Source organism: Paraburkholderia youngii (genome assembly GCF_013366925.1).
Taxonomy (GTDB): Bacteria; Pseudomonadota; Gammaproteobacteria; order Burkholderiales; family Burkholderiaceae; genus Paraburkholderia; species Paraburkholderia youngii.
In genome coordinates this window covers 605,737-622,938 of sequence record NZ_JAALDK010000003.1, presented here as the reverse complement: position 1 = coordinate 622,938, position 17,202 = coordinate 605,737, and the positions used below count along the sequence as shown (strand labels likewise).

Genomic DNA, 17,202 nt, shown 5'->3' with positions numbered 1-17,202 from the left:
TCGAGCATCCAGGCTGGCAGTTCGCGGGAGATCTGTTGCGGGACGTCGAGGTGAACCATCTGATTCCCGCGGCGCCCAGTGCGGCGGACCAGCCTGTATTCCTGGCCGTAGGCGGGGTGCCAGCGGTATGCGATCACCACAATTTGCGATCGGTATGTTGAATGTCGTGTGGCGTGGTGACCTCATCAAGATTTTATGGTGGAGCGGCGACGGCATGAACCTGTACGCGAAACGACTCGAGCGTGGACGCTTCGTGTGGCCGCAGGCGGACTCGGGAACAGTCCATCTGTCAGTCGCCCAACTGTCGATGCTGCTCGAAGGGATTGACTGGCGGCATCCCGAGCGGACGTGGCAGCCGACGCACGCGGCATAAGGCAGGGTGCGGGAGCCCACAGGCGCGTGGCCTTCATTTACACTGTCATGCATGCCAGCCAGCCATCTGCCCGATGACATCGCCGCTCTGAAGCGCATCGTTGCCTCGCGCGACGAGACCATCGCGCAGTTGCTGGCCGAGATCTCGCGACTGAAGCGATGGCAGTATGGCCGCTCATCTGAGCGCATGACAGAACTGATGGACCAGCTGCAGCTCGCGCTCGGTGAGCTGCCTGTTCATGAACCAGATATGGCCGCACCGGCGAAGGCGCCTGATGCCGACGCGACTGCGGATACGTCGGCCACTACGAACCTTGTCCCACTGCGCCGCAAGTCACGGCACTTCCCTGCCCATCTTCCTCGCGAAACAGTTGTGCATGCGCCGTCAAACTGCGGATGCCCGGAATGCGGCAAACAGATGCGTGCGCTGGGCGAAGACGTCTCGGAGGTGCTCGACTATGTGCCCGGCTACTTCAAGGTACTGCGTCACGTACGTCCGAAGCTGAGCTGCCCGCGCTGTGCCGCAGTAGTACAGGAGCCGGCACCTTCGCGGCCGATAGCACGCTCGATGGCGGGTGCGGGGCTGCTCGCACAGGTCGTCGTCGCGAAGTACGCTGACCATATGCCGCTATATCGGCAGGCCGGCATCTATCGCCGTGCGGGCATCGAACTGGACCGGGCAACACTGGCTTCGTGGGTGCGTGAAGCGGCTGCCCTGCTGCAACCCCTGTCCGACGCACTCGGTGGTTACGTGCGCGCCGCAGACAAGATCCATACCGACGACACGCCCGTGCCGGTGCTGGAGCCGGGGCGTGGCAAGACACGCACGGCGCGCCTGTGGACCTATGTGCGCGATGACCGCCCGGCAGGAAGCCACGCGCCACCAGCCGTCTGGTACAGGTACTCACCCGACCGCAAAGGTGAGCGACCTCGGGAACATCTGGCGGGCTACACGGGAATCCTGCAGGCAGATGCCTTCAGCGGGTACGACGCGCTGTATCGTGACGGCACGGTCATCGAGGCCGGGTGCTGGGCGCATGCGCGGCGCAAGTTCTATGACCTGTACAAGCTGGACAGCTCACCAATTGCCGAGGAAGCACTGCGCCGAATTGGGGCGCTGTATGCCGTTGAACGCGAGGTTCGAGGCCAGACGCCGGACGTGCGCCTGTCTGCGCGTCAGCTGCGCTCGGCCCCATTGCTCGCTGATCTGANGGCTCGGTACGAACACACGCTGTCACAGGTATCGGCGAAGTCGGGGCTGGCGAAGGCGATTAAGTACTCGCTGGGGCACTGGCATGCGCTCACACGCTATTGCGAAGACGGGCGCGTCGAGGTGGACAACAATACGGCGGAGCGCGCGATCAGGCCGCTGGTTCTCGGCAGGCGCAACTATCTGTTCGCTGGCTCCGACGGCGGTGGCCAAAGCGCGGCGGTGATCTATAGCCTGATCGGTACGGCACGCCTGAACGGCATCGAGCCGTTTGCCTACCTGCGCACGGTGTTTGAGCGCATCGCCGATCATCCCATCAACCGCATCGACGAGTTGCTGCCGTGGCGCCTGAAGCCGGCTGCATACATCGAGCAGCAAGCCGCCTGACAATCAATCCGATGGTCCAACCCCGCAAACCTGCCGTGCGCCTGGTCAAGGCGCCAGTGCCCGACTACGTACTGCGCGTTGAGCTGAAGTACATCAAGCCGGCGATCTGGCGACGAATCATCGTTCCCGGCTCGATCCGGCTGGGCAAGCTGCATGTCGTGCTGCAACTAGCCATGGGCTGGGAGGGCGGGCACCTGCACGAGTTCGTCTTCGGCGAAACCAACTATGGTGAACCTGATGACTTCGGATTCCAGAGCGATCCACCGATGCTCAATGAAGCACGGGTCACGCTGGCGAAGGCGCTGGGCGGGCTGAAGTCATTCACCTACATCTACGACTACGGTGACAACTGGCAGCATCGGATCAAGGTCGAGAAGGCGCTGATGCCTGATCCAGACATGCGCCGGCCGCTGTGCCTGGACGGGCAGAATGCGTGTCCACCGGAAGATGTCGGTGGAGTGCCAGGATATGCCGACTTCCTCGAAGCGATCACCGATCCGACGCACGAGGAGCACGACCACTTCCTCGAGTGGTGTGGCGGCAACTTCGATCCCGCCGCCTTCGATCTCGTGCTCACGAATCAGCGGCTCTCAGAGGTCAAGTTCTGATCGTCAAGACGGCCTCAGATTGACGCTTACCATTATCTCACCCGTCATCGCGAATATGACGCTGGACGGACTGGAGGCGGCAGTAGATGCAAGCGTGGGACCGACGGAACGCGCACACCGAAAGTTCAAGGTCAACGTCAATCGGTATGCGGACGACTTCGTTGTGACCGGGGTGTCTAAAGACATTCTGGAGCAGAACGTACTTCCTGCGGTCAAGCAGTTCCTGGCTGTTCGAGGTCTGGAACTCTCGGAAGAGAAAACCAGAGTCACCCAGATCGCCGATGGGTTCGATTTCCTTGGGCAGAATGTCCGCAAGTACGCGGGCAAGCTGCTTATCAAACCGGCCAACAAAAGTGTGAAGGCACTTCTGGAAAAGGTAAGGAAAATCGTGAGACTGCAAATGAGCGCCACACAGCGGAATTTGATCGTACAGCTCAACCCGGTGATCCGGGGCTGGGCCATGTATCACCGTCGTGTGGTCTCAAAATCTCATTTTACGTCGGTAGATGCTCACATCTGGCGCCTCTTGTGGAAATGGGCGACGCGTCGGCACCCCACGAAAGGCGCGGGTTGGGTGAAAAACAAATACTTCCGCGTAGAGGGGAACCGTACCTGGGCGTTTACCGCCCGGTCACAAGCCCACGAGGTAACCCGGCTGTTTCGGGCTGCGGCGGTTCCGATTGTCCGTCACGTGAAGATACGTGGCCAAGCCAATCCGTTTGACCCTGCGTGGTCGTCTTACTTTGCCCGCCGTCGAACCACGACTGACGATCGATTGCCCGGTACCAACGCTGGTGCTGGTGAATGGCTTGAGCCGGATGCGGGGCGACTCGCACGTCCGGTTCTTAGGGGGCGGTGACGCAGCAATGCGTCACTGCTACCCGACATCGGCGTGGACGCTAAGTCCGGTCTGCTTCATACCGTTGTAGGCACGGCGGGCAACGTCCACGACATTACGGAGGCTCATGCGCTGTTGCACGGTCAAGAAACGGAAGTGTACGCTGACTCGGGATATCAGGGGATCGAAAAGCGTCGCGAGACTGGCGCGGTGCGTTGGCACATCGCGATGAGACCAGGCAAGCACAAAAAGCTGAATCTGAGTGATCGTTTGGACGCGATATACGATCAGATCGAGCGGCTGAAGACCCTATATCGCGGTTTGATGAAGAACACAGGCCAGATCACGACGTTGTTTGCTCTGAGCAATCTATGGATGGCGCGTAGAGCTTTGCGCAAGGCTTGATAACCTACGCCGTGTTTTGCGCCTCAGTAGCGCTGCACGGAGCGGCGCAAATCGCAGACGCCGTAACGACTCAACAAATTCTCATCACCGCCATTGCGAAAATATAGAAGGTCAGCGCGCAAAATGCCGGTTATCCAGACCTTTCCTAAGTATGCGTCTCGTACTTTCGACGTGCCGTACACCTCCATTCCGACAGCGACGTTGTGCAGCCGACGATCCGCAACATACGACCCATCGGGTAAGTTTGTAGAATCACTAGGTCATTCCAAAGAACTGAGGGTACCCGATATCGAATCCTTACCGATTACGGACACAACAAGGGCGGGGCGCCCTATGTCACTCGTCAAGTGTGACGGGCGGATTTCGCTTGATAGAAGGCGCCGTCGCGCAGCATGTGAAACTCGCTCCCGGTAGCACATACTAATGCGATCACCGATGCGTGCTGCGCGGCGGGCGATTCCCGATCTGCGGTATTGCAGTGCCTGCGATGCGTCGTTGGATCGTGAAAGGGCCGCCCCTGGGCACTGGCGTCAATGCCAGCGAGACGACCCCCACACCTAGCGGGAAGTCGTCCTGATTGATCGCTGGCACTAGCGAGGACCGTAGGCCGACGCGGCGTTGAGAACGGACGAGGCCGTCCCAACTCGATACGCGTAACCGACCGGCGCGATTGAAAAAGCCTCGCCCTTTGCCGATCTGCCGGTGGACTGAACGTACTGGTTTGCGTTTTCATGAAAAGAGTAGACATCGTCCGGCAAATCCAGACCGACCTGAATGCTCTGGTTAGTTCTAAGAAAATAGTTGCTTTCAACATAGACGACGCTGCCGCTTCCGATCTGCAGCGCGTTGTACTGGGTCTCGTCTGACCCGACGGCATTGAGGCCAGTCGGTGTGGCGTCGTTATCGAAATAATCGTCGTAGACGTGGACCCAGCCCCGCAGCAGCGGACGCCCCTTTAGGTTGGGGCCGAACTGGTTATGGTGCAAGGTGACATGCAGCCTGTGCCCACCATATGCATACGAATCCTGCCGAGATGCGCCCACTACCATCGCCAGGCGTTCATTGGCCAGATCTTGGTTCTTGCCCGTCCAGTCCCACAGGGGATCGGGGCGCATCGCCAGCCATTCATTGGTGAAATAAAACCGGCTATACGAGACCGTCACATTATCCGATGACAGCGTCACACTCATCAGATTGTCGCTCGTATCGTAGAAGGAACAATGATCGACCCATGCATTGGTGACCCGTCGCAGCGACACGCCTTCATAGTTGATGCCGGCGTTGTTGGATGTGCCGTAGACTTGGGCGGGTAGGGCCTGTAGATCTCCGATGACGCCATGAAAAGTGATGTTTCTGATCACGACATTCTGGATGTTCTGGTCTGCCGGCAGCATTTCGCCGTCGAATTTAAGCTGGACGTTTTTCAGCACCGCATTGCCACCGCTGGCGCCTTCGATCGTGGTGTTGTTCCAGTCCGTGCTGGCGAAGGTGATGGTCGTCAGTCGCGGTCCGCCGTAGATTTCGCCCTTGACTAGGATGTGGTGCTGTCGCGCGCTGAACGCAGCCAGCAGATCAGCGAGGCTGTCGACCGTGACGGCTGGATCGTCTGATCCGGTCGCCGTTGCGAAACCGCCGGTGTCCGTCGGCAGACGCGCGGTAATTGCGGTCTGATTGAAATTGGACCGCAAGCCTGTCTCTGCTGAGGGGGCTGGCGCAGAAGACGACCCGTGCCCCCCAACACAAGCGCACAGCAGATATGCGATCAATATTGTCAGGATCAGCCGCGGCTTCATTTCATTTCCTCCTTTCAGGCCCGCACATGGTCAAGAGCCGGCATAGGCAGATTTCGGCACGAAGGTGCTTCCGCACTGTCAGCTTCTCGTTCAGCTTTGGAGTACGCCGGCGCCAATGTGCATCTTGTGGCGTGGCTGCTAGTTCGTGCCGCGCCCGGTAGGACCGCCGCCCGCGGGCGGATGTGAAATCCATGCCCACAGGAGCGTTCGAGATTGCGCCAATGCGCCGATGCGCGCGCCCAAGGCGCCATAACGCCCAGCCATTCACCGAAACCCGGTGGATGCCGGATTTCTGTCAAAAAGAGCGAGAATATCGGCTTTGCTAATGAGGGTCAATCCAGAGCCCAAGCGGGAGAAGGTACTGAAGGCGGCCGACACTCTAGGGCAGTTGCACGCCGTAGACGTGATATCCGTCAAACAGCGAAAGCTAGCGGTCCAGCCGAGATGTTCTCGTACGGACCTCGATGCGAGGCCTACTCGCCAATGAACCGCCATTTTCGGCGTAGAACCGACGACTGAACGATGGAAAGATGCACGACTCCAAGTCGGAGCTCGACCGAACCCAACGACATTTGGCCGGAACGGCCCTGATGCGCTTCCGACTCCGAGCCGTATTCATAGATGCTCCAGTTCCACGCAAAGATCTCGATAAGCTTCGTCATATTCTATCCATCCAGATGTCGAATTCTTAGTGTGGCCCGCGGCGTAGCACGTTAACGTTGCGGACGGTCCAGATTCGCCAACTGGTGAAATGCGGTAGTTTGTGTTACGTTGCTAACGCATTGATGCTTTTCGCCAAGTCTTGCGGTTCCCTTGCGTCCGCCCGTATCTAGGGGCCGCGCATTCACTGCCCGTTGCGATTCCACAGCCTGTGTCCGTCTGTAACAGCGAAACGTGCGCGGCTCGTCGGCCGAGTGTGGACAGTCGCTGGTCGCGATTGCCGGGCAATCACGTCCAGGAGAATCTATGTCAAAGGTCGATTGGCCCTATTCACGTCCAGGCACAGTTTCGTCCGCTCTGAACGCGTCGGTCCCGCGCGCGTCGAAGGTCGATCCCGTAACACCCCTGCAGTCGATCGACGGGATATCGCAGGACGAAGAGCAACAGGAGCGCTGGATGCGCACTCTCATCCGACTCGGCAACCAGCGCGGCTACCTGACTCATGCGGAAATCAACGATCATCTCCCCGACAATTTTGTGCATACCGCGGCCATTGAAATCATTGCCAGCACTTTCAACGACATCGGCATTGCAGTCTACGAGCAGGCGCCTGACACGGAGAAGCCGTTCTTGGACGACGCGGCGCCGGCAGCCACGTCGGACGACAAGGCAGATCTGGAGGCCGAAGGCGCGCTTTCAACCGTCGATCCTGAATTCGGGTGCACAACGGATCCCGTTCGGATGTATATGCGTGAAATGGGTGCGACCGAATTATTGACTCGCGCGGGCGAGACTGAGATTGCGAAACGCATCGAAGAGGGACTCCACGAAATGGGCTTGGCGATCGCACGCTGCCCGCCGACTGTCTTCACGATCCTTCGAATGGTAAAGCAGATTCAATCTGGTGAACTGCGCATCGATGAACTGGTCGACGGCCTAAATGAAGACTCTGAAGCGGTCCTTCGGTCGTTGCCAGAGCCGGCTAAAACCCCGGACATTGAACACAACAGCGCTAAGGGCGACGACGCGAGGAGCGACGGCGGTGAGGGCAGCGTCGTCGAAGACCGGGACATGGTGAAGGGGAGCGAACCGCGAATGAAACAGCTCACGAGAGACGGCCTCGCTATCTTTGCGCGAGTTCGTGACCTGTACGAACAGATTTCAGAAGCCGACGCCGCGCAAGAAAACGGACAGGTCGCCCGCGAGCGCCTTTTTGAAGCGATCCAGCGGGAGCTTGCGGCTGTTCGCTTCACGGCACGGACTATCGATGCGCTATGCGCTGATGTGCAGCAGCAAGTCGCACAGGTACGTGCGGTCGAGCGACGTATTCTGCAGATTGCCGTTGACCGGTGCGGCATGCCAAGCGCGCGATTCGTCGAGTCGTTTTTGGGATACGAAACTGATCTCGCGTGGACTGAAAACTCGGCGACGTCCCGCAAGTACGGTGTGGCACTTTCACGCAGTCTACCGGAGATCCAGACTGAACAGCAGAAGCTTATCGATATTGAGGCTAAGGCCGGCCTGCCCTTGCAACACTTGAAGAAGATCAACCGGCAGATGATGGCAGCCGAGTCGAAGATGCGGCAGGCGAAGCGCAAGATGATCGAGGCGAATCTGCGTCTCGTGGTCTCTATCGCGAGAAAGTACGCGAACCGAGGCGTGCCCCTTCTGGATCTGATCCAGGAAGGCAACATCGGCCTGATGAAAGCCGTCGACAAATTTCAATATCGACGCGGCTGGAAGTTTTCAACTTACGCAACATGGTGGGTCAGGCAGTCAGTCACGCGTTGTCTTGCGGATCAGGCGCGCACAATCCGAGTCCCCTCGCATATGATGGAGTCAATCAACAAGCTAAACCGGATTTCGCGGGAGATTTTGCAGGAGACTGGGCAAAAGGCTAATCCTGCTGCGTTGGCTCAGCGCATGGAATTATCAGAAGACAAGATTCGTGACATACTGAAGGTCATGAGGCAACCCTTATCGCTCGAGACGCCAGTGGACGAAGATGCCGACGCCACGCTTGGCGATATGATCGAAGATCCAATGGCTGGATCCCCGGCGGATGCGGCCGCGCGCTCGAATCTGCGAGCCGCAATCGACGAAGCGCTGGATTCATTGTCGCCGCGTGAAGCGAAAGTACTGCGAATGCGGTTCGGGATTGATGTAGCGTGCGGCTACACGCTCCAGGAACTTGGCAAACAATTCGACCTGACGCGCGAACGAATCCGGTACATCGAAAGCAAGGCGATGCGAAAACTGATGCAGCCAAATCGCGCCGACAAGTTACGGCGATTTGTCGACGATTAAGTCCCACGTCCACGCATCGGCGGGACTCGTGGTCAGAGCAACATCGAGCTGCAGCATCCCATCCCGATCTGTGTGTTCGCCAACAAGGAGCACATCCGTTATCATCGAAATGTGATGGGCCCGCTTGTCTACGAGCGTGGCCGCATCCTTGAACGCTCGCAGACGACGGCTCACGGCTTGGACGAACTCATGAAGCCCGGTGCGATGGTTTCGCACCAATACGTAGACCTGTACATTGAGATAGTCAATGCTGGAACCGCAGAACCTTCGGATCGGTGTTGTCGAGAATCTTTGGCGTCTTTCGTGGCAGCGTGATACCGTTCAGACCAATGCCGATTGCGCTTGTCCGACGCCAAGGCGGCTTGCTTCGTCAGGATGCGGTCTATGCATCATAGTCGCCCCGCGTGAAACCACGAAAAGGAACCGACTTGACGATAAGGGCGGATTCGATGATAGGGTCGTGTCCAGCTTCCCAGCATGAGCATCTACGTCATGGGAAGCCGCTTCACCAACAGTTCCCGCGCATGTGGACGGTCACTTTGACGTCTTTCGGAGTCGACCACCTTGGACCGCCGCCAATCCACCTTTTGCTGAACCTTATTCCAACGTCTGGTGCTCATTTGCTCACAATCGCTGCCAGCAAGCGAATGCGGCGGCTTGATCGTCCCCACGGCTTTTCGGCTACTGAGATGGATTCGAGCCGCTCGCTTAGGTACGCACTGCGAGCGACCCAATCGCGCAGCGTCGAATCCCTGAGTCGCGAAAAAACGTCATCACGCCAGCTGTGAATATCGCCGTCAGCCTCAGCATCCTCCACAGGTTACGTATCCGATTCGGTGTCCGCACCATGTGCACGAAGGGCGGCGAAAGCGGCGCCGAACTGGGCGACTGCCTCTAAATCATCATCCAACGCGAGCGATGAGTCATAGTCAGATAATGCATTTTCCGTCGCTTCGACAAGCATGGCCTCAAGCGTTTGCGGATCGATCCTTTTCCTGAGCATGGAAGACTCCTTGTGAGGTGTGCAGCCATACCCAGCAATTTGTGGGCCACAAGAAAGAGACGGTCAGTGCAGGTTCCGACCGACTGGGCCCCATCACTTTGTCGCGTTCCGGACATGCGACCGTCATAAGTGCAACAACATGGTCATCTCCGGTGCAGCATCGGAATCCTGAGATTCGGCCCTCAAGAGGTGTCTTGTGAGACGTGATCTCCGGAAATCGAAAAAGACTCGCCATTGTCAATGCAAGAATACCTTGACGCATCGCACACTTTGCCCTCTTGTCGATTTGTGTTTGCGGGACTTACCTTTATCATCCGCCGCGTCGAATCAGTTCATGGCCTCGGCTCGCGATGGAACTGGCAACAAGTTGGCGACGAGTTCTCAGGGGCTCCTCTGAAAGGGAGCGGTTTGTCGAATTGGAGGGAAGTTGCATGTATTGGGGAAAGGAACATATCGCGCACGAAACGATCGTCGTAAGTCTAATGGTTCGATCCAACCGTTTGGAGATGTGAATGCATTTTCATGAGCTAACCAATGAGGAATGGGAGCGACCAAGATGCCCCGCGAATACGTTTGAGCATCGACCGCTTAAGCGAGATGGACCGATGGAACCCGGATCGTCTCTTACCCGGCGGTTGCGCGTGGCCGCGTTGCAGCGCTTTATCGAAGTAAACGGATCCCTAGATTACAAACTCAATTCTATGGTCATCCGGCAGACAGTCAATCACAGCAAGCGCGTCGCGGCACTCGCGGGTAGGATGACGAGCAAGATGAGCGGGATGGGCTGGAACACGGACACCGCCTGCGAAATTAGGGCGAAGCGCCTATCAGTTGCTGCGCTTTTTCACGACATAGGCAAAGCCGCTGTATCGGCACGAATCCTTGGCAAACCGAGTGCGCTTGACAAAGCGGAATACTCAGCGGCGAAGGCTCACGCGGCACTAGGTGCGAAGCTGATTGACCAAGTAGCTTCCGGCTTTCCGCAATCCGATTTGGCTGGTCTCCTCAGGGAGGTAGCCCTGTGTCATCACGAAAGATGGGACGGAACTGGCTATCCTAGCGGCCTTCGAGGCGAATCGATTCCGATGGCAGCGCGTCTCGTCTCAGTCGCTGATGCCTACGACGCCATCCGGTATGCGCGAGTCTACAAGCGCGCTATCCCCAGAAGTCAGGCGATACAGGCGATTGTTGATGGTGCAGGCTCGCAGTTCGACCCTCGTATGGTGCACCTCTTCCTTTCGGTCGTTTCTGCCGTTCGTCAGAAATAGATGGATCTAGAAGAGGAGGGAGGGGGCCACGGAACCGAAGCGCACCCTTTCCGATTCACTCGAACTCGCCAACGGCAACTGATCCTTCACCAAATGAGTTCCTCTCCTCTCGCACGCTAAGTGTAGAACGATGCATGACTGAACCCCTGCTTCCCGCTTAGCTCTTTGACTGGCATACCGGCATCGGCTTCCTTCAGAAAACCGATGAGTTGTCCCTTCCGTAAAGCGCTTCTTCATGTTCGTCTTCTTCTCCGAAACGAACTTTACTAGGTTCCGGTTAGCTCTACTCGTTGGGAGCAGGTCACTGGGGGCGAATCATGCGGGGCCTAGCAGGCCAAAGCCACAAATATCGAGGCGGGAAGACAGTAACGGGGATCACGGCCGGGATAGAAGGGCGAGGTCAGGGATCTCGACTATTGCTAGCGAGTCGGGTCTGAATAATTCGTTTTCGGCGAGGACGCCGTTCATGGTGTCGAAGCGGAAACCGCGGAGCGGTTGAGCAATGCGACAAGTACAAGGACGTAAAAACGCCGCAGCTTTCTGAGGATCATGCGCAGGTTGTGGCCGGCACCACATAGCACTGCGTTGATCGCATCCCCGAGCGCGCCCTTGAGCCAGTTCCGGTCGAGTTTGCCGTCGGCCTTCATATGACCGATCGCTGGTTCAATCGCGCTGCGCCGCCGGATCATGGCGCGCAACGTGCGCGTGATGCCGCGTCGCAGGCCGGGATGGTAGACCTTCACCCCGTCTGGCTCAGCGCCCCGGTAACCACGGTCGACGATCGCGATTTCAGGTTTGACATCGCCGAGAATCGCTGCCTGCTCCAGCGCTTCTTCCAGCGTATGTCCATCGTACGGATTGCCCGGCATCGAGCGGGCACCCACCAACAGCCCTTCCCGGTGTGTCGTCGTGATCGACACCTTGACGCCAAACTCGTATGGCGTGCGCGCCTTACCCTTGGCCAGGCACTCGACTTCCGGCGCGTGCAGCGCATACAGCTTATTTTTGTCCTTCGTCTTCTGCGTCAGGATTCGCTTCGTGCGGGCAATCAGTTCCTGCAGCTCAGCTCGCCTGTTATCAACCACCGTGTCGAGTTGCCGTTCGACATCGCGCATGACGCGGCCGACACGCGAGCGCAGGGTGCGCACTGCCTTGCTCATCCGCCGGTACTGCTTCGCGTGCGCGTAGCGGCTGATCTGGGTGGCCAGGCGTGGTGCTTCGCGGTTGTAGTTCTGACGCAGTTTCAGGCCGTGCCGCGCAGCTGCCTTCACGAGGTGTTCACGACAGCGCTCCAGCAGTCGCGAGTCAGTCGGATGTGCGATCGCCTTGGGCATCACGGTCGTATCAACGATTACGCGTTTCGCGCTCGACGCCTTGATCACTCCGGCACGCTTCGCCGCGTCGATCGTCTCGGCGAGCAACTCCTCGACACCGGCTTCTCCCAACCGTTTGCGCCATCGCGTGAGGCTGGACGGATCGATCGGCGGTTCGGTCTGCAAGTACGTCTCGCCCGTAAAAACCTGCCAGTACGGGTTCTAAACCCATTGCCACACAACATCCTCGTCCGAGAGGTCGAAGGCGTGCTGCAGATACAGCAGACCAGCGATCAGTCGAGGCGAACTCGCAGGTCTGCCTTTACCCGAAACGAAACTCGCGCTCATCGATGCACTGAGCCGCTCCCAATTGATCAGCTCGGCCAGCCGTACCAGTGGATGCTTGAGATTGATCTGTTCGCGCAGCGGATGCCGGAACAAATCCTTCTCCGTTACAGGCGCCTTCGGACCCATCTAAACCTCGTCAGAATTTGCAGGCTATACCCAGCAATATGCCAGGTCTCTGCAATTCCAACAACACGATTTCCGCCGGAAACCCCCAACGCTTAAGGCTCTACGGTTTGTTCAGGCTGGACTAGCGAGTGTTTCGCCGAAGCTCGATGATCGCACGAAGCTCGTCTGCACTAAATCTACCGTCCAGCACGATCTTTCCTTGCCGCCAGTCCGGCGCGTTCCGGACGTCATTCCAGTCGATCCAGCCATCAGCCTGTCTGAGTACATTTCGCGCTGTTTGGTCGTCCATGCTTCCTATCTCAGCGTAGAAGGTTGATGAGCCAAATACGGCGTATTAAAGGATGATGCGTACTTCAGCGAACTTGATCGCCGATTTGGAATCGTGACCGACTCGGCGGGTCTGGCATTGCGCGATGTCGATTGTAGGTTTTTCCGCAGTTGAGATCGAGTTCGGGCTCCAGGACGTTGGGGTTTTGGGGATGTTTTCTAAGTGGTCCACCTGTGCGTGATCCAGTGATGACGCCACATGAGACGGTAAAGCATCGCATCGGCAATGGTTTCGTCGCCACTCTACTCACGGATAGCCCCCAAAGAACGTTGCGCACGTCGTCAGGGCACGCTTCGACATTGAAACCATGCTGGTGCCCCAGCGCAGGGGATCCTCTCCATCTCAAATGCGCGACGCCGCCCATTTGCGCAACGGAGTTCCGATATGTCCGCCTTCAGGAAGCTTCCTTGCATGTCTTTAGCCCCCCGGAAAGTCAAAACTTGACACATATCCGCGCGACCGCACGGTCGAGGGCCGCGAGATGTAGGGCATCAAGCGACGTTTGTTGGGCGACGCGCCCCACTGCTGTTGCAACCTGTGTCTGGCAATCTGTATTGCTGCGAAGAGGCGCCACGCCCTTCAAATTCAGCATGATATTGGCCTGCAGCTTATCCAGAATGGGTCGAATAACGCCCGGCAAGCTCTGGCGAGGCGTTGCGGGAGCGTTGCCGTGACGCATCCAGTTGCTGAGCAGCTCGTACTGAATTTCTTTGTTGGCTTCAATTTGGTCCGAGAAAATGTTTGTCACATCCTCCGTGGTTAGTCCGTACTCAGACGCCATCGCCACCGCATTTGCAATGACTTGCGCTTCTCGATGAGGGTCATAGACGGGTTGGCCCGTGTCCCACTTGTTCAGAGCGACCTGGTCCGCGGTGTTGAGGCGATCTGCCATGCTGCGCACGAGCGGCACGAACGCATCCTGCTGTGCCCCGGCAGAGCAGCCTGTCACGAGCCATACGGCTAGTGCGAGTGTCACGGCATGCCGAGTGCAAACACGCCTCATGTTCTTCTTCAGTTTCAATACTACTACTCCCTATTGGTTCATTCTCGCCTGCGGCGAAGCGCTCCGATACGACGTCCATCGCTACAGTCGCTCTGCAGTTCGCACTTCATTGGACCTCAAATCCGGATAGTTAGGACATGGTCTGAGCCAAGACATTGGTCAACGATAATTTCCGACGCCCACTCGACAAGAATTTTCCATTTTCCAGAGCGCCGGAGAATTTAACGTAATCTTCAAAACTCTCACGGTCCAGACAGTTGTCAACATGACCAGCAAGCAAAACCTCAGATTCCGCGCCCCCCGATTCTCGAACTTAAGCCGGCAAGCTCCGGGAGTTTGTCGTCCGACGTCCTTGAGCTTACGGGCTTCCCCGCGCGCCCCCAGTTTGCCTCCGTTTTCATTGGAGCCGACAATCGTCAGGAAGCTTCCGATATCCCAACACCTTCAATCAAGGTCAGCTTGACCGCTTGTCGCGGAGCTCCTTCGTATAGACCGCTTTTGAAATTCGATTCATCCATACCTCCGCTTCTCGGTATTGCGAAACGTTGGCTTCAATTCTTTTCGACCGGGCCTCATTGCGCCCGCAAGTCGGTGTTGCGGACGAAATCGCGGATCTTGCTGAACGCAAAAGCGAGGCGAGACAAATCGTACGCTTACGATTGCTCAGGTCAGGGCCGCGGAACGACCTCGAACCTACAACGCCAAGCGGCCCGCTCAGTGCATTCATAGTAGTCGAGATCGTAAGGGCCGGATTTCCGGCGCCATAAACCTACATCGACCCTTAGACCAGGTGGCGGCGGCCTAGGGTCGAACCGTAGATCCAAATGGCCGCCTTGGGCAAGTTCGTAGGAGCACCGGACTAACGGCGATCGCACAGAACCGTCATTATCAAGCTGCGGCGGGAAAAACATGGCAGAGGTAAATTCCTTGATATTACCGTCGCCCGGCCCTCTCGAAGTGCCAATCCATTCACCCTCGTTATCGTTGGTTGTTGCCGTGTACACACCCCGCGCAATCTTGATGTTGGCAGGCATCGGGCAGCTTTCGTACGTTTCAGCAGCAGCGCAATACGATGCGCCGAGCGCAAGGGCAACAATAAGTAAATTTCTCATCATCGGTTTCGTTTCTCCACTTTGCAAAACGGTAAGTTCAAGCATCTGATCGTCTGGCTGAGCACTCAACACATTCTATTATGCAAACTATAGGCGGCAGCCAATTTCGCCTTTTGATGACCTATATTCCACGATGACCATCGAAACCAAAATCATATTTATACATTAATGTCGCGGATGATGAAAAGTAAAAGCAACTTATGCCAGATCAAATATCGTTGATAGTATGTCGAGCCCATGTTTCTCGTAGCAACAAGGAGGGCGGCGATAACGCATCCAGAGGACACGAGGAAATGACGAAGATAATCCGACGCGCACACTCAATGGCATTCGGCGCGAAACAGGCCACCGCAATAGTCTGCGGACAGTATGAACACTTACCAGGGCGGCGGGATCGCGACAGGTGCATGAACCAGGACCGTGCTGGCACGCGGCACTTGCCCGTCGATGAACGGCAACAGTCTGTTGGCAGGAATGCGAAGAAATGAAAATGGCATCAAAAAGTAACCGGAAAGTCGTGGGCTCTTTGCCCGCGTCGTGCCCGAGGCCGCCTCTCGACCTAGCAGCACGGTCCCCAACGACGATCGTGCGGTGGCATCAATATATTTGATGCTTTTCTTCTGGCAGTTGCTCAGATAATTTCGTAAGGTACGCGATTTCGGCGCCCAGTGGACGAGTCACATAATTTACGGCATGTTAAGGAAGGTCTGCAAAAGTCCTGGCATTGAGATTTCGGTGAACTATCCTGGGATGAAGGGAGTGAGTTGAGGAGAGCCCAGATGACGCAACTTGGACTTGACCTGGATCTGACAACGAAGCGCACGCGTAAGCGAGAATTTCTCGATGAGATGCGACGCGTTGTGCCTTGGTTGAAGCTCATTGCGCTGATCGAACCGCACTATCCGACTGGCAAGACTGGACGGCCGCCGTTCCCGATCGCGACGATGCTGCGCATTCATGTTATGCAACAGTGGTTTGGTCTGTCCGATCCAGCGATGGAAGAAGCGTTATATGACGTGCCGCTGTATCGTGACTTCGCAGGACTTGACGGCGGCATGACGCGTTTGCCGGACGAGAGCACGATTCTACGGTTTCGTCACCTTCTCGAAGCGCATGGACTGGCTGCGCAGATGCTCGCGATGGTCAATGAAATCCTGGTGGACAAAGGCCTGATGCTCAAGACCGGGTCGGTCGTCGATGCCACGTTGATTCCGGCGCCCAGTTCGACGAAAAACAACTCCGGAACGCGCGATCCCGAGATGCGTCAGACGCAGAAAAGCGGTAACTGGTACTTCGGAATGAAGGCGCACATCGGCGTGGACGCAGAGTCGGGCCTGGTCCACACCGTCATCGGCACGGCGGCCAACGTCCACGACATTACGGAGGCTCATGCGCTATTGCACGGCCGGGAAACGGACGTGTACGTTGATGCGGGATATCAGGGGATCGAAAAGCGTCGCGAGACTGGCGGGGTGCGCTGGCACATCGCGATGAGACCAGGCAAGCGCAAAAAGCTGGATCTGAGTGATCGTTTGGACGCGATATACGATCAGATCGAGCGGCTGAAGGCCGGCGTCCGCGCCAAGGTCGAACATCCGTTCCGCGTCCTCAAGCGGCAGTTTGCCTACACGAAGACCCGATATCGAGGTTTGATGAAGAACACAGCCCAGATCACGACGTTGTTTGCTCTGAGCAATCTATGGATGGCGCGTAGAGCTTTGCGCAAGGCTTGATAACCGAGGCGCCGTGTCTTGCGCCTCAGTAGCGCTGCACGGAGCGGCGTAAATCGCAGGCGCCTTAACGACTCAACAAATTCTCATCACTGCCACTGCGAAAAATATAGAAGGTCAGCGCTCGAAATGCGGGTTATGCAGACCTTCCTTAACAAAGGAATGTATATGGAAAAGATGAAGAGAGTGCTTTCTGGTGGCCTTCTGTCCGCGGTTCTAATGGGTGTGGCGGCGCAGGCCTATGCGGTCGCAGCGAGCGATGTATGCATATACACAAACCAGAAAGACCCTACCGACAGTTATCCCTACTACTGTGGGACCGGCCCGATAGATGGTCCGAGGAGTCAGGCGACGGAGTAATGTGGCCGGTCTTTGAGCTTGGCGCAATGTC

Annotated in this window: 12 protein-coding genes and 3 pseudogenes; 8 read left to right on the top strand and 7 right to left on the bottom strand. The window is 57.3% G+C overall.

Going from position 1 to position 17,202, the window contains the following annotated elements; all coding sequences use genetic code 11:
• Positions 1–127: 127 nt before the first annotated feature.
• The 5 genes and pseudogenes from tnpB to G5S42_RS41375 form a co-directional block, all read left to right on the top strand.
• Positions 128–373 (top strand): IS66 family insertion sequence element accessory protein TnpB, encoded by a 246-nt coding sequence (tnpB, locus tag G5S42_RS41395; RefSeq protein ID WP_176112357.1) that lies wholly within the window; start codon positions 128–130, stop codon positions 371–373.
• Positions 374–424: 51 nt separating this feature from the next.
• The gene (gene tnpC, locus G5S42_RS41390) at positions 425–1,969 is read left to right on the top strand and encodes an IS66 family transposase (protein ID WP_176112356.1); all 1,545 of its coding nucleotides are present in this window, start codon (positions 425–427) and stop codon (positions 1,967–1,969) included.
• 11 nt (positions 1,970–1,980) lie between these two features.
• A complete protein-coding gene (locus G5S42_RS41385) occupies positions 1,981–2,577 on the top strand; it encodes a plasmid pRiA4b ORF-3 family protein (protein ID WP_018435911.1) in 597 nt (198 codons plus the stop codon).
• Positions 2,578–2,596: 19 nt separating this feature from the next.
• Positions 2,597–3,436 (top strand): group II intron maturase-specific domain-containing protein, encoded by an 840-nt coding sequence (locus G5S42_RS41380; RefSeq protein WP_246392549.1) that lies wholly within the window; start codon positions 2,597–2,599, stop codon positions 3,434–3,436.
• Between the two features lie 27 nt (positions 3,437–3,463).
• Positions 3,464–3,820: pseudogene (locus tag G5S42_RS41375) on the top strand (transposase); the annotation flags it as partial.
• Between the two features lie 590 nt (positions 3,821–4,410).
• Here the strand turns inward: G5S42_RS41375 and G5S42_RS41370 are convergent.
• Together G5S42_RS41370 and G5S42_RS41365 are read right to left on the bottom strand one after the other, a co-directional pair.
• Complete coding sequence (locus G5S42_RS41370; protein WP_176112355.1) at positions 4,411–5,613, bottom strand: pectate lyase family protein; 1,203 nt, start codon at positions 5,611–5,613, stop codon at positions 4,411–4,413.
• Between the two features lie 473 nt (positions 5,614–6,086).
• Positions 6,087–6,275 carry a hypothetical protein gene (locus G5S42_RS41365; RefSeq protein WP_176112354.1) on the bottom strand — a complete coding sequence of 63 codons (189 nt, stop codon included), beginning with the start codon at positions 6,273–6,275 and terminating at the stop codon, positions 6,087–6,089.
• A gap of 304 nt (positions 6,276–6,579) precedes the next feature.
• Here G5S42_RS41365 and rpoD point away from each other — a divergent pair, with 304 nt between their 5' ends.
• Positions 6,580–8,580 (top strand): RNA polymerase sigma factor RpoD, encoded by a 2,001-nt coding sequence (gene rpoD, locus G5S42_RS41360; protein WP_176112353.1) that lies wholly within the window; start codon positions 6,580–6,582, stop codon positions 8,578–8,580.
• 820 nt (positions 8,581–9,400) lie between these two features.
• Here rpoD and G5S42_RS41355 read toward each other — a convergent pair.
• Positions 9,401–9,583, bottom strand: coding sequence for a hypothetical protein (locus G5S42_RS41355; RefSeq protein WP_176112352.1), 183 nt, complete (start codon positions 9,581–9,583; stop codon positions 9,401–9,403).
• Between the two features lie 605 nt (positions 9,584–10,188).
• Here G5S42_RS41355 and G5S42_RS41350 point away from each other — a divergent pair.
• Positions 10,189–10,851 carry an HD-GYP domain-containing protein gene (locus G5S42_RS41350; protein WP_176112351.1) on the top strand — a complete coding sequence of 221 codons (663 nt, stop codon included), beginning with the start codon at positions 10,189–10,191 and terminating at the stop codon, positions 10,849–10,851.
• Positions 10,852–10,970: 119 nt separating this feature from the next.
• Here the strand turns inward: G5S42_RS41350 and G5S42_RS44915 are convergent.
• The 4 genes and pseudogenes from G5S42_RS44915 to G5S42_RS41330 all read right to left on the bottom strand — a co-directional run.
• Positions 10,971–11,088 (bottom strand): annotated as a pseudogene (locus tag G5S42_RS44915) (transposase); the annotation flags it as partial.
• A 227-nt stretch (positions 11,089–11,315) separates the two neighbouring features.
• Positions 11,316–12,638: pseudogene (locus G5S42_RS41340) on the bottom strand (IS5 family transposase).
• A 761-nt stretch (positions 12,639–13,399) separates the two neighbouring features.
• Positions 13,400–13,969, bottom strand: coding sequence for a chorismate mutase (locus G5S42_RS41335; protein WP_176112520.1), 570 nt, complete (start codon positions 13,967–13,969; stop codon positions 13,400–13,402).
• Positions 13,970–14,637: 668 nt separating this feature from the next.
• Entirely contained in the window at positions 14,638–15,126 is a 489-nt protein-coding gene (locus tag G5S42_RS41330) for a DUF3757 domain-containing protein (RefSeq protein WP_176112350.1), read from the bottom strand.
• 734 nt (positions 15,127–15,860) lie between these two features.
• Here G5S42_RS41330 and G5S42_RS41325 point away from each other — a divergent pair.
• Positions 15,861–16,814, top strand: coding sequence for an IS5 family transposase (locus G5S42_RS41325; protein ID WP_176112349.1), 954 nt, complete (start codon positions 15,861–15,863; stop codon positions 16,812–16,814).
• Positions 16,815–17,202 lie beyond the last annotated feature (388 nt).

What these genes read in the sequence shown, in the direction of transcription:
- tnpB (WP_176112357.1), top strand. Translation starts at nt 128, where the DNA reads ATGCGATCACCACAATTTGCGATCGGTATGTTGAATGTCGTGTGGCGT.
- G5S42_RS41385 (WP_018435911.1), top strand. Translation starts at nt 1,981, where the DNA reads ATGGTCCAACCCCGCAAACCTGCCGTGCGCCTGGTCAAGGCGCCAGTG.
- G5S42_RS41370 (WP_176112355.1), bottom strand. Translation starts at nt 5,613, where the DNA reads ATGAAGCCGCGGCTGATCCTGACAATATTGATCGCATATCTGCTGTGC.
- G5S42_RS41365 (WP_176112354.1), bottom strand. Translation starts at nt 6,275, where the DNA reads ATGACGAAGCTTATCGAGATCTTTGCGTGGAACTGGAGCATCTATGAA.
- rpoD (WP_176112353.1), top strand. Translation starts at nt 6,580, where the DNA reads ATGTCAAAGGTCGATTGGCCCTATTCACGTCCAGGCACAGTTTCGTCC.
- G5S42_RS41355 (WP_176112352.1), bottom strand. Translation starts at nt 9,583, where the DNA reads ATGCTCAGGAAAAGGATCGATCCGCAAACGCTTGAGGCCATGCTTGTC.
- G5S42_RS41350 (WP_176112351.1), top strand. Translation starts at nt 10,189, where the DNA reads ATGGAACCCGGATCGTCTCTTACCCGGCGGTTGCGCGTGGCCGCGTTG.
- G5S42_RS41335 (WP_176112520.1), bottom strand. Translation starts at nt 13,969, where the DNA reads ATGAGGCGTGTTTGCACTCGGCATGCCGTGACACTCGCACTAGCCGTA.
- G5S42_RS41330 (WP_176112350.1), bottom strand. Translation starts at nt 15,126, where the DNA reads ATGCTTGAACTTACCGTTTTGCAAAGTGGAGAAACGAAACCGATGATG.
- G5S42_RS41325 (WP_176112349.1), top strand. Translation starts at nt 15,861, where the DNA reads ATGACGCAACTTGGACTTGACCTGGATCTGACAACGAAGCGCACGCGT.